The 15,238-nt window shown below is 66.6% G+C and carries 15 protein-coding genes; 14 read left to right on the forward strand and 1 reads right to left on the reverse strand.

Features of this window, described 5'->3' with window-relative positions; genetic code table 11:
• Positions 1–154: 154 nt before the first annotated feature.
• The 10 genes from rplM to IT361_17090 all read left to right on the forward strand — a co-directional run bounded on the left by rplM (position 155) and on the right by IT361_17090 (position 8,185).
• Entirely contained in the window at positions 155–601 is a 447-nt protein-coding gene (gene rplM, locus IT361_17045; GenBank protein ID MCC6319381.1) for a 50S ribosomal protein L13, read from the forward strand.
• 2 nt (positions 602–603) lie between these two features.
• The gene (gene rpsI, locus IT361_17050; protein ID MCC6319382.1) at positions 604–996 is read left to right on the forward strand and encodes a 30S ribosomal protein S9; all 393 of its coding nucleotides are present in this window, start codon (positions 604–606) and stop codon (positions 994–996) included.
• Between the two features lie 187 nt (positions 997–1,183).
• Entirely contained in the window at positions 1,184–2,086 is a 903-nt protein-coding gene (gene rpsB, locus IT361_17055; protein MCC6319383.1) for a 30S ribosomal protein S2, read from the forward strand.
• A gap of 139 nt (positions 2,087–2,225) precedes the next feature.
• A complete protein-coding gene (locus IT361_17060) occupies positions 2,226–3,116 on the forward strand; it encodes an elongation factor Ts (protein MCC6319384.1) in 891 nt (296 codons plus the stop codon).
• A gap of 231 nt (positions 3,117–3,347) precedes the next feature.
• Positions 3,348–4,058: a UMP kinase gene (locus tag IT361_17065; protein ID MCC6319385.1), complete on the forward strand. Its 711-nt coding sequence runs from the start codon at positions 3,348–3,350 to the stop codon at positions 4,056–4,058.
• Positions 4,055–4,606 carry a ribosome recycling factor gene (gene frr / locus IT361_17070; protein ID MCC6319386.1) on the forward strand — a complete coding sequence of 184 codons (552 nt, stop codon included), beginning with the start codon at positions 4,055–4,057 and terminating at the stop codon, positions 4,604–4,606. The genes IT361_17065 and frr overlap by 4 nt, the downstream gene beginning before the upstream one ends.
• Before the next feature lie 3 nt (positions 4,607–4,609).
• A complete protein-coding gene (locus tag IT361_17075) occupies positions 4,610–5,467 on the forward strand; it encodes a phosphatidate cytidylyltransferase (GenBank protein ID MCC6319387.1) in 858 nt (285 codons plus the stop codon).
• Positions 5,464–6,597, forward strand: a complete 1,134-nt coding sequence (locus tag IT361_17080) for a 1-deoxy-D-xylulose-5-phosphate reductoisomerase (protein MCC6319388.1) — start codon at positions 5,464–5,466, stop codon at positions 6,595–6,597. The genes IT361_17075 and IT361_17080 overlap by 4 nt, the downstream gene beginning before the upstream one ends.
• Positions 6,591–7,775, forward strand: a complete 1,185-nt coding sequence (gene rseP, locus IT361_17085; protein ID MCC6319389.1) for an RIP metalloprotease RseP — start codon at positions 6,591–6,593, stop codon at positions 7,773–7,775. Before IT361_17080 ends, rseP begins: the two co-directional genes overlap by 7 nt.
• Positions 7,772–8,185, forward strand: coding sequence for a hypothetical protein (locus IT361_17090; protein MCC6319390.1), 414 nt, complete (start codon positions 7,772–7,774; stop codon positions 8,183–8,185). The genes rseP and IT361_17090 overlap by 4 nt, the downstream gene beginning before the upstream one ends.
• Before the next feature lie 160 nt (positions 8,186–8,345).
• Here the strand turns inward: IT361_17090 and IT361_17095 are convergent, their stop codons facing one another.
• Positions 8,346–10,001 carry a serine/threonine protein kinase gene (locus IT361_17095; GenBank protein MCC6319391.1) on the reverse strand — a complete coding sequence of 552 codons (1,656 nt, stop codon included), beginning with the start codon at positions 9,999–10,001 and terminating at the stop codon, positions 8,346–8,348.
• Positions 10,002–10,091: 90 nt separating this feature from the next.
• Between IT361_17095 and rpsO the strand changes: the two genes are divergently transcribed.
• The 4 genes from rpsO (at position 10,092) to ald (ending at position 15,145) form a co-directional block, all read left to right on the forward strand.
• Positions 10,092–10,352 (forward strand): 30S ribosomal protein S15, encoded by a 261-nt coding sequence (gene rpsO / locus IT361_17100; protein MCC6319392.1) that lies wholly within the window; start codon positions 10,092–10,094, stop codon positions 10,350–10,352.
• Positions 10,353–10,488: 136 nt separating this feature from the next.
• Positions 10,489–12,720, forward strand: a complete 2,232-nt coding sequence (locus IT361_17105; protein ID MCC6319393.1) for a polyribonucleotide nucleotidyltransferase — start codon at positions 10,489–10,491, stop codon at positions 12,718–12,720.
• Between the two features lie 15 nt (positions 12,721–12,735).
• The gene (locus IT361_17110; GenBank protein ID MCC6319394.1) at positions 12,736–14,001 is read left to right on the forward strand and encodes an insulinase family protein; all 1,266 of its coding nucleotides are present in this window, start codon (positions 12,736–12,738) and stop codon (positions 13,999–14,001) included.
• Positions 14,002–14,029: 28 nt separating this feature from the next.
• Complete coding sequence (ald, locus tag IT361_17115) at positions 14,030–15,145, forward strand: alanine dehydrogenase (GenBank protein ID MCC6319395.1); 1,116 nt, start codon at positions 14,030–14,032, stop codon at positions 15,143–15,145.
• The last annotated feature ends 93 nt before the right edge of the window (positions 15,146–15,238 follow it).

The following is a 15,238-nucleotide window of genomic DNA, read 5'->3' on the forward strand; positions in this document are numbered from 1 at the left end:
GGGTAAATGGCGGTGCCATCGGCATTTCGCTCACTCGTCCGTTGACATGTTCCCGGCGTCTACCTACGTTGAAGGTCTGCCAAAACTGACCTCGGTCTTGTTGTCGGCTCCCGGCGCCAGACCAGAGTGTCGTGCTCGTCATTCGTTTCCGAACATGAAGACTTTCAGCGCGACCCCCGCGGACATCGAGCGCAAGTGGTTCATTGTCGATGCCGACGGGATGGTGCTTGGGCGCCTCGCGTCCGAAATCGCAAAGATTCTCCGCGGCAAGCACAAGCCGATCTACACCCCGCACATGGACACGGGTGACAACGTCATTGTCATCAATGCGTCCAAGGTCCGGGTGACGGGCAAGAAGAGCGATCAGAAGACCTACTTCTCGCACACGGGCTACATGGGTCACGAGCGCAAGACGCCCTACGCATCGGTTGCGGCCAAGCACCCGGAGCGCGTGATCGAGAAGGCCGTGCACGGCATGCTGCCCAAGTCGGCCCTCGCCCGACAGGTGTTGCGTCTCAAGCTGCGCGTGTACGCCAATGGCGAGCACCCGCACGCCGCCCAGAAGCCAACCGTCCTGACCTTTTCCAAGCAGAGCACCTGAGCATGGCTGAATCGCAGATCCGCGCCGTGGGCCGCCGCAAGGAGGCTGTCTGCCGCGTTTACCTCAAGCCCGGCTCGGGCAAGTGGGACGTGAATGGTCGCACCCTGGGCGACTACTTCCCGCGCCCGACGCTCGTCTCGGCGATTCAGCAGGCGTTCACCGCGACGGACTCGCTCGGGCGCTTCGACGTACGCGCCAAGGTCGAAGGCGGGGGACTCACCGGTCAGGCCGGGGCGCTGCGCCTCGCCGTGGCGCGGGCGCTCGTGTCCGTCGACGAAACGCACCGTCGCAAGCTGCGCGACCTCGGGCTCCTCACGCGTGACGCGCGCGCCGTGGAGCGCAAGAAGCCGGGCCGCCCGGGCGCCCGCAAGCGTTTCCAGTTCTCCAAGCGTTAGGCTGTCGCGAGAGCGGAGGCGTCGGTCTCGCGCCGGCACCCTCCGCTCCCGTCGTGTGGTTCCACGCTCGTTTCGTTCCAGGTTCGTCCGTTCTCATTCCTCACGTGTCCCGAGTCGCCTCGGGTGCCGGCTCCGCCGGTCGATGGCGACGACGACGGACACGGTGGCCCAACCCGACAGGAGTTCCATGTCCGCACCGTCCCTCGAGCAGTTGCTGGAAGCCGGCGTCCACTTCGGGCACCAGACCCGTCGTTGGAACCCGAAGATGCGCCGCTTCATCTTCGCCGAGCGCAATGGCATCCACATCATCGATCTGCAGAAGACCCTCAAGCAGATCGAAGCGGCGCAGGAGTTCGTGCGCCAGACCGTCCTCCGCGGCGAGAACGTGCTCTTTGTCTGCACCAAGCGGCAGGTCTCGGCCATCGTGAAGGCCGAAGCCGATCGGTGCGGCGCCCTCCACGTCACCGAACGCTGGCTCGGCGGGCTGCTCACCAACTTCGGCACGATCAAGAAGCAGACGCGCCGGCTCAAGGAGCTCGAGGCGGGCTCCGAGGCCGGTGGTGAGTTCGAGAACTACACCAAGAAGGAACAGCTTCTCCTTACCAGGCAGCGCGACAAGCTCCTCAAGAACCTGGCCGGCATCAAGAACATGACGCGCCTCCCGGGGCTCATGTTCGTGATCGACGCCAAGAAGGAGCGCATTGCGGTGTCTGAGGCCAACAAGCTCGGGATCCCGATCGTCGCGATCTGCGACACGAACTCGGACCCCGACCTCATCACGGTCCCGATCGCTGGGAACGACGACGCGATCCGCTCCGTCGAGCTGATCACGAAGTTCATCGGCGACGTCATCGCCGAAGCGCGCCGCGAGGCGCCGGTTCGAGCGGTCGAAGAAGAGGCGGAGGAGAGCACGTATTCGTCGGATCGTGGCCTCGAGCCTACCGGTGACGACGAGCGTCGTCGCCGTCGCCGTCCGCGGCGCCGTCGGGCCAAGCCCGAGGCCATCGCCGCGCGGCTCAAGACCCCCGGCGTCGAAGGTGCCGAAGGTGGCGATGCCGACGGCGGCGAAGCGACGCCGGAGGCCGAGTAGACGCGTTCGGGGGGTGCTGGCGGCGCCCCTGGTACTTCCGGAGAGCGACTGTGACAGGAGCTCCCGATTCACCAAGCCAATCCGAACGCCGCCGGCCGATTTGCCGGCGGCGTTTCCACAACACGCAAGGATCCTGACGATGGCGATCACCGCAAAGGACGTAGCAGACCTCCGGGCCCGCACGGGCGCTGGCATGATGGATTGCAAGAAGGCACTCGAGGAGGCCGCGGGAGATATCACCAAGGCGATCGAGATCCTTCGCATGAAGGGCATCACCAAGGCCGAGAAGCGCGCTGGGCGTTCGGCGACCGAAGGCCGCATCGTGGTCAAGCTCGCGGACCACGGGCAGACCGCCTCGATCATCGAAGTCAATTCGGAAACCGACTTCGTCGCGAGAAATGACGAGTTCGGGACGATCGCGCACGCCCTGGCCGAGCACGTCTTTGCCGACAGTGCGCTCGACTCCGCCGTCCACAACGCCGCGGAGGGCACCGTCCTTGGGCAGGCGTGGCATCAGGACCAGTCCAGGACCGTGGCCGACGTCGTGAAGGAAGCGTCCGCGAAGACCGGCGAAAACGTCGTGTTCCGCCGCTATGCGCGGTTTGCCACCGATGGCGTCATCGGGCACTACGTGCATTTCAACGGCAAGGTCGCGGCGGTGGTCGACGTGACGGGCGCCAACAACGCCGCGGCCCGCGAGCTGGCCAAGTCCGTCGCTGAACACGTCGCCGCCGGTGTACCACGCGTGCCCTATGGCGTCACGCGCGATGACGTGCCCAAGGCGTTCGTCGAAAAGGAGCGTGAGATCTTTACGGCCCAGGCGAAGGAGTCGGGCAAGCCGGACAACATCGTTGCTCGCATGGTGGACGGACAGGTCAACAAGCTCTACGCCGAAGCGGCACTGCTCGAACAGCCCTGGGTGCGCGATCCGAACATGTCGATCAAGCAGCTGGTGGAGCAGAAGGCCAGGGAAGGCGGTTCGCCGCTCGCCATCCGTCGCTTCGTGCGCTATCAGATGGGAGAGGAGTAGTGCGGATGGATGGACGGGTGGGAGGATGAACGGCGCTGACGGATGGACGGATGCCGGACGCGCGCGGATCAACGGGTGGACCCATGTCACGGTGGGACGCGTTGATTCGTCGCGGCCTTCCGCGTCCACCTCACGAAGCCCGGGGAACATCCTTGCGCGCAGACAGTCGACCGGGTTAGGCTCGCCGAGCGACTGCCCATTCATCCAACCGCCACCCGTTCACCCGTCCCCATGTCGCTCCCGTATCCGCGCATCCTGCTCAAACTCTCCGGTGAGGCCCTCGCCGGGGACAAGGGCTTTGGATACGATTTCGAGCGGGTCAACCAGTTTGCCGAGGAGATCAAGGCGGTCCACGAACTCGGTGTGGGGATCGGGCTGGTGATCGGCGGTGGCAACATGGTGCGCGGCACGCAACTCGCCGCACTCGGCATGGACCGTGTGGCGGCAGACTACATGGGCATGCTTGGCACCGTGATCAACGCGCTCGCCCTGCAGGACACGCTCGAAAAGAAGCACCTCGACACGCGGGTCATGACGGCGATCCGCATGGAGGAACTCGCCGAGCCGTACATCCGCCGGCGCGCGCTTCGCCACTTTGAGAAAGGCCGGATCGTCGTGTTCGCCGCCGGCACCGGCAACCCGTATTTCTCCACCGATACGGCTGCGGCGCTGCGAGCGATCCAGATCAAGGCCGACGTCATCATCAAGGCCACGTCGGTGGACGGCGTCTACAGTGCAGATCCCAAGAAGAACCCCAGCGCCACGCGTTACGAGCAGATCTCCTACCGCGACGTCATGCTCGAGGAGCTCGGGGTGATGGACCAGACGGCAGTCACGCTCTGCAAGGAGAACAAGCTGCCGCTGATTGTCCTCAACATTCACGAGAAAGGCGCAGTTGCGCGCGCGGTGCGCGGCGAGCGCGTGGGAACGATCGTGCAATGAGCATTGCCAACCTCCTGAAGGACGCGAAGGCCCACATGGACAAGGCCTTCGACAGCACGAAACACGAGTTCGCGTCGATTCGGTCGGGCAAGGCCACGACCAACATGCTCGATACCGTCCGCGTCGAGATGTATGGCAGCCACATGATGCTGAACCAGGTGGCCACCGTCGCGGCCCCGGAGCCGCGACTGCTGGTGGTCACGCCCTTCGACAAGGGGCAGATCAAGGCCGTCGAAAAGGCGATCCGTGAGGCCGATCTCGGGCTCGATCCGGCGATCCAGGGCGCGATCATCCGTGTCCCGTTGCCCTCGATGAACGAGCAGCGGCGCAAGGATCTCGCGAAGGTCATCCACAAGTTCGCCGAAGAGGGCCGCATTGCCGTGCGCCATTGGCGCACCGAGGCCCGCACTGGCTTCAAGAAGCTCGACGGCGTGTCCGAGGACGACGTGAAGCACGGAGAAAAGGAACTGCAGAAGATCCACGATGAGGCGATCGCCCGTATCGACGCCGCGATGAAGGCGAAGGAAGCCGAAATCATGGAGGTCTGACCCATCGGCGAACTGGCGCGCCGAGTCGCAGTCGCGGTCGTCGGCATTCCCCTCGTCGTTGGGCTCGTCTACCTGGGCGAGCTCCCGCTGGCGCTGTTCCTGGGCGTACTCGGCGGGCTCGGCGCGTGGGAACTCTTTCGCATGACACGCCGCCTCGGCATCGAGGCCCTCGATGTACCCGGCATTGCCGTTGCCGCCGCCGTGCCGCTCTATGCGGCTCTCGATCGGTTGTCCCTGCTCCAGAGTCCGGCTGCGATCGCTGCCGTGGTCCTGGTGGCGCTCCTCGGCGTGACGCTGGGGGCGCGCGGTGTCGAAGGGCGACCGCTCGAGACGGTTGCCGTGACGGCGTTTGGCGCGGTGTACGCCGGCGGGTTGCTCACCTTCGCCTACCTCTTGCGACACCACCGATTCGTGACGACGCCGAGCGCTGGCATGGCGCTGGTGCTGTTCCCGGTCGTGCTGACGTGGGCGTCCGATATTGGCGCGTATTTCGTCGGACGCGCACTCGGGCGGGCGAAGCTCATGCCGTCGATCAGCCCCGGCAAGACGCGCGCGGGCGCCGTGGGTGCACTGGCGGTGACGATGGCCGCCGCGGTCGCCTACAACACGCTGGTGTTGCGGCCCGTGGCGCAGCTCGCACTCACGCCAGCGATGGTGGTGATCTTTGGCGGTGTGGTGAGTGTGGTGGCGCAGGTCGGGGACCTGTTCGAATCGATGCTCAAGCGGCAGGCCGGCGTGAAGGACAGCTCGCACCTGCTCCCGGGTCATGGCGGCATTCTCGATCGCCTCGACTCGCTCTACTTCGTGCTGCCGATCGCGTACCTCGTCCTCAACCGGCTGCTCGTCGCCGCACCGCGATGACACCGGCTGGCGTTGCCATTCTCGGAGCCACCGGTTCGATCGGGCGGTCGGCGCTCCGGGTCCTCGAGCGCCACGCCGACCGCTTCGTGCCGCGCGCGTTGACGGCGCACTCCAATGTGGATGCACTGGCCGCGTGTGCAGGTCGGTTCAATGTTCCCTTCGTCGGCGTGGTCGATGCACCGCCGGAGACTCCCGGGCATTGGCGCCGTGGCGCCGGAGTCCTGACGGACGCCGCCGCGCTGCCAGACGTCGACATCGTGCTCAACGCGGTCGTCGGCGCGGCCGGCCTGGATGCGACGCTTGCCGCGCTCGCGGCCGGAAAGCGTGTTGCCCTGGCAAACAAGGAATCACTGGTGGTCGCCGGGGCGTTGGTGCTCGAGGCCGCCAGAGCGGGGAAGGGGAGCGTGGTTCCGATCGACTCCGAGCACTCCGCGATCCTGCAGTGCCTGGGCAACGCCCCGTCGACTCAGGTTCGGCGCTTGATCCTTACCGCCTCGGGCGGGCCCTTCCGGACCTGGGACGCCGAAAAGCTCCGCGCCGCGACGCTGGAGGACGCGTTGCAGCATCCCACCTGGCGCATGGGCCGCAAGATCACGGTCGACAGCGCGACCCTGGCCAACAAGGCGCTGGAAGTGATCGAGGCCCATTTTCTCTTTGGGATTCCATACGAGGCGATCGAGGTGGTGGTGCATCCGCAGAGCATCGTGCACTCCCTGGTGGAGTTCGTGGACGGGAGCGTGGTGGCGCAGATGGGCGTTCCGTCGATGGAGCTGCCGATCCTGTATGCGCTTACGCATCCCGATCGTCTGGACGACGCCGGGGTACCACGATTCGATCCCATCGGCTCGTCGCCGCTGACGTTCGAGCCTGTGCGCCACGAGGCGTTTCCGGCGCTGCAACTCGGGATCGAAGCCGGTCGTACGGGTGGTGCCGCTCCGGCGGTGTTCAATGCAGCAAACGAGCAGGCGGTGTCCCTGGTGCTCGACGGACGGATCGCCCTGGGCGGCATTCCCGGCGCGATCGGCGCCGCGCTCGAGGCGTTAGGCGGGATGCCGGGTACCACGCGTGACCAGTTGATGGCAGCCGATGCGGCTGCCAGGAACCTCGTACGGACTCATTGCCGATGTTAGCCTGGCTCGCCCCGCTCATCGTGTTTGGCCTCGTGGTCTTCGTCCACGAACTTGGCCACTTTCTCGCCGCGAAGCTCGTCGGCGTCTACGCTCCGGTGTTCTCGTTTGGCTGGGGCCCGCGACTCTGGGGCATCCGGCGCGGAGAGACCGACTATCGGGTGTCGTGGTTCCCGGTGGGTGGGTTCGTGGCCATGGCCACGCGTGACTCGGAGTCCGCGAGCGCCATCGAAGGGGGGACCGACGTGTCCGCCCGCGAGCCCGCCGAAGGGGTGCCGGGCCACCAACGCGGACTCAATCCCATTCCCCACGATCCGTCTGCGCTCAAGCCCTTCGGGCCGATCCCGGTCCCGCCGGAGCGGTGGGTCGAATCGAAGCCGCTCTGGGCCAAGATCTTCGTGTTGTCGGCCGGCGTGATCATGAACGCGGTGCTCGCGCTCGTCGTGGCCGTCGGGAGCGTGTACTACTACGGCCGACCCTACCAGCCTGCCGTCGTGGACTCGGTGGTGGCTGGCCGCCCGGCCGCGGTGGCGGGTTTTGTGGCCGGGGATTCGATCGTGTCCATTGACGGCGCGGTGGTCACCCGCTGGACTGACATGGTGGATCGGATCGCCTCGTCGGCCGGTACGTCGCTCGCATTTGCCGTGGTCAGAACGAACGGTGAACGCGTCACACTGCGGGTGACTCCCGAGGTTGTGGACGAGCCCGATCCCGTCACGGGCGCGCCGACGAAGGTCGGCAAGGTCGGCATCGCGCCGCCCCAGCGTGTGCAGCGCGAATCCGTGGCACTCGGTACCGCTGTCACCGACGGTTGGACGGCAACGACCGCGATGGGCTCTGAAGTATTCAAGGTGGTGGGGGGCCTGTTCAGCGGCAGCGTGTCGGTGAAGCAGCTCGGAGGGCCGATCCGCATCGCGCAGGTGTCCTTTCAGGCCGCGAAGAGCGGCGTGGAAACGCTGCTCTATCTGCTCGCCTTCCTCAGCATCAACATCGCGGTGCTGAACCTCATCCCCTTGCCACTGCTCGACGGCGGCCAGATCGTCCTGCGTATCGTGGAGTCGATCAAGGGCAGCGAGTTCAGCATGCGCACGCAGGAATACATCATGCGTGTAGGCGTCATCTTTCTTCTGGTGACGTTCGTGCTCGTGATGTTCAACGACATCAAGGCGATCTTCTCATGAGGGGCCTGCGCGCGGCGTGCCTCGCAAGCGCGCTCGTGGCCACCGCACCGGCGTGCCTGACGAGCGCGGCCCTGGGTGCGCAGCAGCGTATCGTGCGATTCGAGATCACCTCGGTGAGCGATACGAGCCTCACGTTCCGTACGGGCAGCGAAACCTGGGTGAAGCGCGACCTCACCGGGAGCGCGGTCGATCCGCGCCGTCGGGATCAGCTGGTCGCACGTTTCCGCGTGGTGGTGGTCGCCGATGGCCGCGCCACCGCCCTCGTCACCGGGCAGACCACCGCGGTCTCCACGGACCATGTGGCGATCCTGGAGGCGCCGCGCCGGCCGTGGTATCGCGCGACACCGTTCTGGGCGGGGTTGTTGCTCGGGGGAGCGATCGGAGGTGCGTCGGCGGTCCTCGCAAAATGACGCGCGGGGTTGCGGCCCCAACGGTCGCAGGCCTCGGCGAGACGCACGTGCGCGTTTGGCGATCCCTATGCCGCGTTGCCGGTGCATGCCGTCGAGCCGCGCGTCGGTTGCGCCGTGATCGAGTCGAACGGCGAGGTCGCGAGGACGGGGTCAGGCGTGCCTAACGGTCCGGAGTGACCTCGCACAGCAGTCGCACCCGGCGGGAGAACGGCCGCTCCGCGGAGATCTGCACCTCCTGCTGGTAGTCCTGGCAGGGCCGATCCGCCGTGATCCGCAACTCGTACAGCCCGGCGGGCAGCACGATCGCGCCCTGAAGGGGGAGCGCACCCTCGCGGCGGATGCCGCCCCCCTGGACCTGCCAGCGGGCTCCCGCTGGCAGCGGATCGTTGCCGAGCGAAACCGACAACGTGCCACACGATCGCACGTCGAGCGCGACGCGCTGCGTCGTCCCTGCCCGGAGCTGCACGGGCCGCGAGGCACTCGCGGTCTCACATCCCTCCGGCGCAGACAACAGCGCGCGCACCTGGTATGTGCCCGCCTTGAGCGTGTCGGTCGACCACGTGCCGGTTCCCACGGGCACGCCATTCACCGTGACCTGGGCGCCTTCGGTCGCGGTGACGCTCAGCCGCGTGACCGGCCGTGTCGCGCGGGACGAGTCGGCACGCTGGAGGCCGGCGATCACGGCGTCGATGGGGTCCACCGTCGAGTCGGACCGGAGCGAGTCGGCGAGCCGTTGGTCCATCATGAACGTCCCGGCCGGCAGCAGGGGCGGCGGCTCCCCGATGGGGGCTGCCTGACCGTTGCGGCGCGCCAGGAGCGGGAGAGCGCCTGCGGCGAGGACCACGAGGCCCAGCACGACGAGCGCCACCCGCTGTGCGCCCTTTCGCCGACGCCGACGCCCTGGAATGACCGCGCGCTCGCGAATGGTCGGCGTTTCGGTGGGTGACAGGAACATCCCCGAGTTGCCTGACGCGTGCGTCAGCGCCCGCGGGTTCGCCTGGACCTCGGCCAGCTCGTCCGAGAGCTGCTCGCCGGTCGCCGGGCGGTCGTCCGGATGTTTGGCGAGACAACGAAGCAGGAGTCGCTCGAAGGCCGGGGATATGCTCGGTGCCAGCGACCGCGGGCTTGGCGGCACGTCCTCGACGTGGGCCCGCGCAATTTCATACCAGTCTTCGCCCTCAAACGGCAGTCGGCCGGTGGACGCGCGGTACATGGAAACGCCGAGCGAGTAGATGTCGGCGCGGCCATCGAGTGGCTTGGCCCGGGCCTGCTCAGGGGCGAAGTATTGCGGCGTGCCGACGACCATGTTGGTGCCGGTCTGCTGCGTGTAGCCCGACACGGCGCGCGCGATGCCGAAGTCCGCCACCACGGCATTGCCATGCACGTCGAACAGGATGTTGTCGACCTTGATATCGCGGTGGATCACGCCCTCGCGATGGGCAAACCCGAGCGCCCGGGCCACGTCCATCCCGACCTTGATGACAAACTCTTCGGCGAGGAACGGGGTCGTTTCGAGGCGGGCGGCGAGCCCGGAGGGGAGGAAATCCATGGCGAAGTACACCGCGTCGCCGTCGCGGCCGACCTCGTAGATCTTGACGATATTGGGGTGCCGGAGTCGGGCGGCGGTCGAGGCCTCGCGGCGGAATCGCTCCTCGAAGGTCGGATCCCCGGCGAACTGGGGCTTGAGCACCTTGAGCGCGACCGGGATCTCGAGCGTGGGGTCGTACCCACGGTATACCCAGGCGAAGCCGCCAGAGCCGATCAGCTCCTCGACGCGATACTTGCCGAGGGTTTTGCCGAGGTAGCGATCTGGCACGCCTTTACAGGTGAGATGACGACCAGTAAGTTCTTATGCTTCCAACAGCTTAGCTAAGGATGGGCGGTGGTCGCCCGGAGAATATACACCATGAGTTTTGAAAAGGCAGCGACGATCGGGAAGTACAAGACGCACGAGACGGACACCGGTTCGGCGCGTGTACAGATCGCGGTGCTCACGGAGCGCATCAACTACCTGACCGGGCATTTCAAGACGCACCCGAAAGATCATCACGGTCGTCGCGGTCTCCTGAAGATGGTCGGCAAGCGCCGCCGCCTGCTCGAGTACCTCAAGTCGTCCGATGTGGACGGGTACCGTCAGGTGATCGGCGACCTTGGTCTGCGCCACTAGTTCCACTTCCTGAGTTCGACACGCGCGGGGGCATATCCGGCCCCGCGCGTTTTGTGTTGCAGTCCCTTCAAGTCCACTTTGCGCTCCGGCGCCCACGAACGGGCGCCGCCTGCAGCGCGCCATGAGGCAATCAGAAATGCAGAGAATCGAGAAGACCTTCGCCGGCCGCACCCTTTCCATCGAAACGGGCCGCATGGCCAAGCAGGCGGCGGGGTCGGCGGTCGTGCGGTTCGGGGACACGATGGTCCTCGCCGCGGTCACGATCAGCGACAAGGAAAGCGCCCTCGGCTTCTTTCCCCTGCTCGTCGAGTATCGCGAGAAGACCTACGCCGCCGGCAAGATCCCCGGCGGCTTCATCAAGCGCGAGGGCCGGCCGCACGACCACGAGATCCTCTCGGCGCGCATCATCGATCGCTCGATTCGCCCGATGTTCCCCGAGGGCTTCAAGAACGAAGTCCAGGTCTACGTCTACGTAATCTCCGCGGACCAGGAGAATGACGCCGACGTCCTCGGCCTTCTGGCGGCCTCCTACGCCATCAACGCCTCGAAGATTCCCTTCTCCGGCCCGCTCGGCGGCGTTCGCGTCGGCCGCGTACAGGGCAAGTGGATCCTCAACCCCACGTTCCAGCAGCTCGAGTACAGTGACCTCGAGTTTGTCGTGGCCGGGTCGGGCGACTCGATCGTCATGGTCGAAGGTGGCGCCAACGAAGTGAGCGAAGCCGAGGCGCTCGAAGCGCTCGGTGTCGCGCACGGGGGCATCAGAGAACTCATCGCGATGCAGAACGAGCTGCTCGCCCGGGGCCGCGCCGACAAGATGGCGTGGACAAAAACCGAAGTGCCGGCCGAGATCGTCGCCGCGGTTACGAAGGAAGCGGAGTCGCGCATCGCGACCGCGCTCAACCAGAAGGACAAGGCCACCCGCGTACAGGCCGTGGAGGCCGTGAAGAAGGACGCCAGGGCCAAGCTCATCGAGGCCAACGCGGAGTGGGCGCCCCACGTCGGCAGCGTGCTCGACGACCTCGAGTACACGGGCCTTCGCTCGCAGGTGCTGAGCACGGGCAAGCGCGTCGACGGTCGTGCGGGCAACGAAGTGCGCCCAATCTCGATCGACGCGTCGGTCCTGCCGCGCGCGCACGGCTCATCGCTGTTCACCCGTGGCCAGACGCAGGCTCTGGTGTCCTGCACCCTGGGCACTGCGGACGACGTGCAACGGCTCGACACGGTCCACGAGTCCGGCGAGTCCACCCAGTCGTTCATGCTGCACTACAACTTCCCGCCGTTCTCGACGGGTGAAGTGCGTCCGATGCGCGGCACGTCCCGCCGTGAAATCGGTCACGGCAACCTCGCCGAGCGTGCACTGCAGGCGATCCTGCCCGACTTTCACGACTTCCCCTATACGATCAGGATCGTCTCCGACGTCCTCGAGTCCAACGGCTCGTCGTCGATGGCTTCGGTGTGCGGCGGCTCGCTCGCGTTGTTCGATGCGGGTGTGCCGGTCCGTGCTGCCGTCGCCGGGGTCGCGATGGGCCTGATCAAGGAAGGGGACAAGCACGCCATCCTCACCGACATCCTCGGCACCGAAGATCACCTGGGCGACATGGACTTCAAGGTCGCCGGCACCGAGCAGGGCATCACGTCGATCCAGATGGACATCAAGATCCAGGGGCTCGACCTCGGAATCATGCGTGACGCGCTGGCCCAGGCCCGCGAAGGCCGCCTGCACATCCTGGGCGAAATGAAGAAGGCCCTCGCTGCGCCGCGTGCCGATCTCTCGCCGTACGCGCCGCGAATCGTCACGATGAACATCAATCCCGAGAAGATCGGTGACCTCATCGGGCCCAAGGGCAAGACGATCCGGGGCATTCAGGAAGAGACCGGAGCGGAGATCACGGTCGACGACTCGGGCCTCGTCACGATCGCGGCGGTGGGTGGCGAGTCGATGGAGCGTGCGCGCCAGATGGTGCAGGCCATCACGGCCGAGCCGATCGTGGGCGAGACGTACGAAGGCGCGGTGAAGAGCACGACGGCCTTTGGCGCGTTCATCGAGATCATGCCGGGGACCGAAGGGCTCCTGCACATCTCCGAGATGCGCCACACGCGCGTCGAGAAGACCGAAGACGTCGTGAAGAAGGGCGATCGCGTCACGGTCAAGCTCATCGACCGCGACGAACGCGGCCGCCTGCGCCTCTCGATGAAGGCGCTGGTGCCCAAGCCCGAGGGCGCGCCAGAAGGCGAGGCCGCCGTGGCGAGTGGCGGCTCCGACGAATCCCCGACGGAGAACGGCGAGGGGTCCGGCGAGCGCCGGGAGCGGCGCGGTGGGCGCGAGGGGAGCCGCGGCGGGCGGGGTGGCCGCGGTCGGAGAGACTGACGCCGGGATGATCTGGTGCTCTCCACGGGCGACGAGACGGGACTGAGCCGCACGACCTTCGACAACGGCCTGACGGTCGTGTCGGAGTACATGCCGCACGTCCGGTCCGTCGCCCTTGGCGCGTGGGTCCGCTCCGCATCGGTGCATGAGGTCCGCGAGCAGATGGGTGTTTCGCACATGCTCGAGCACCTCGTTTTCAAGGGCTCGCGGCGACGCACCGCGCGCGAGCTCGCGCTGACCCTCGAGGCGTTGGGTGGCTCCCTCGACGCCTACACGTCACGGGAGCACACGGCCTTTCAGGCGCGGGTGCTCGACGAGCATCTCCCGCAGGCCGCCGATGTCATGGCCGACCTGATCTTCTCGCCGCTCCTGCGCGAGAGTGACCTCGAGTTGGAGCGCAAAGTCGTGCTCGAGGAGATCGCGATGGTCGAGGATGCGCCCGACGACATCGTGTTCGAGCTCCACAACGAGCTGCTGTGGGGGGGACACCCCCTGGGGTACTCGATCCTCGGCACGCGCGCGACCGTTGGTGCGATGCAGCTCGATGAGGTCCGCGCCCTGCACGAGCGCGCGTACCGTCCGGAGCAGATCGTGGTCTCGGCCGCCGGTCACGTAGAGCACGAGGCGCTCATCGACGTGCTGCAGCGCGCCGGGTGGGGCGATGTCCGCCGCGGGACGGCGGCCGCGGCTGCGCCCCGCGTCCTGACGCCGCACATCGCGGAGCGCCGCCACGTCGAGCGCGAGGCTGCGCAGAGCCACGTGGTGCTGGGCGCGCCGTCGTTCGGGTACGTCGACCAGCGACGCTATGCGCTGACGCTACTGACATCGGTGCTTGGAGGCGGGATGAGTTCCCGCTTGTTTCAGCGAGTTCGGGAGGAACGCGGGCTCGCGTATTCGATCTACGCGTTTCATCACCACTACTCGACGACCGGCATGCACGGCGTCTACCTCGCGACGTCCCCCGATCAGGTTTCGGAGGCGCTGGCGTCGGTGCACGCCGAACTGGCCGATGTGGTCGCCCACGGACTTCCGGACGACGAACTGCAGATGGGGCGCTCGCAGCTGAAGGGGCAGATCACCTTGTCGCTGGAGAGTCCCGGTGCACGGTTGTATCGTGCGGCGGCGACGGAGTTGTACGGTGAACCCTTCCGGCCGCTCGATGAAGTCCTGTCGCTGGTCGACGCGATCAGCGACGCCGACGTAGGCGGTGTGGCACGCGAGTACTTTGCGCCCGAGTCCATGACGACCCTCACGTTGGGGCCTGCAGAACCCGGCGACTGACCCATTCCCATTCGACCCATCGACGACCATGCGCATCGGCGTACCGAAGGAAATCAAGACGAATGAAAACCGGATCGCCCTGGTGCCGGCCGGGGCCGAGGCGCTCGTGGCCGCCGGTCATCATGTCACCGTCGAGAAGGGTGGCGGTGAGGGCAGCGGCTTCAGCGACCAGGACTACCTGTCCGTGGGGGCGTCGATCGAGCCGAGCGTCGACAAGGTCTGGGCCGACGCGGACATGATCATCAAGGTGAAGGAACCGATCGCGGTGGAGTGGCCGCGAATGAAGCGCGGCCAGGTGATCTTCACGTACTTCCATTTCGCGGCCGACGAGAAGCTGACGCGCGCACACATGGCGTCCGGGGCGACGTGCATCGCGTACGAGACGGTGGAACTGCCGCCGAGCGACCTGCCGCTGCTGATCCCGATGTCTGAAGTGGCGGGTCGCATGGCCGTGCAGGAGGGTGCCAAGTACCTCGAGAAGCTGTATGGCGGGCGTGGGGTGCTGTTGGGCGGCGTTCCGGGCGTGGCGCCGGCCAAGGTCGTGATTCTCGGTGGCGGCATCGTGGGCATCAACGCGGCGAAGATGGCGGCGGGGATGGGGGCGAAGGTCGTGATCCTCGACATCTCGCTCGATCGCCTGCGCTACCTCTCGGACGTGATGCCGGCGAACGTGCAGCTCATCTACTCGAACCGGCACAACATCCTGGAGCAGATCGCCACGGCGGATCTCGTGGTCGGTGGCGTGCTGATTCCGGGCGCGAAAGCGCCGCGCCTGGTCCGTCGCGAGGACCTCAAGCGGATGCAGCCCGGCTCGGTGATCGTGGACGTGGCGATCGACCAGGGCGGATGCGTGGAGACGATCAAGGCGACGACGCACGAGAATCCGACGTACGTGGTGGACGGCGTGATTCACTATGGCGTGGCGAACATGCCGGGCGGCGTGCCGCGCACCTCGACGCTCGCGCTGACAAACGCGACGTTGCCCTACGCATTGCAGCTGGCCAACAAGGGCTGGAAGCAGGCGCTTCGCGACAGCCCGGCCCTGGTGAAGGGTCTGAACATGATCGATGGCAAGGTGACCTACCCAGGGGTTGCCGAAGCGTTCGGCCTCGAGTTCCACGAGCCGTCGCAGTTCCTCGGGTAGGGAGGCGCCTGATGGGCGAACGCACCAGCTTCGCCTGCTGAGTCTCACGGAGGCGCGCATGGCCAAACGGTTGTGCGCGCCTTTGCACGCATC

It is taken from the genome of Gemmatimonadaceae bacterium (genome assembly GCA_020846935.1).
Classification (GTDB): Bacteria; Gemmatimonadota; Gemmatimonadetes; order Gemmatimonadales; family Gemmatimonadaceae; genus RBC101.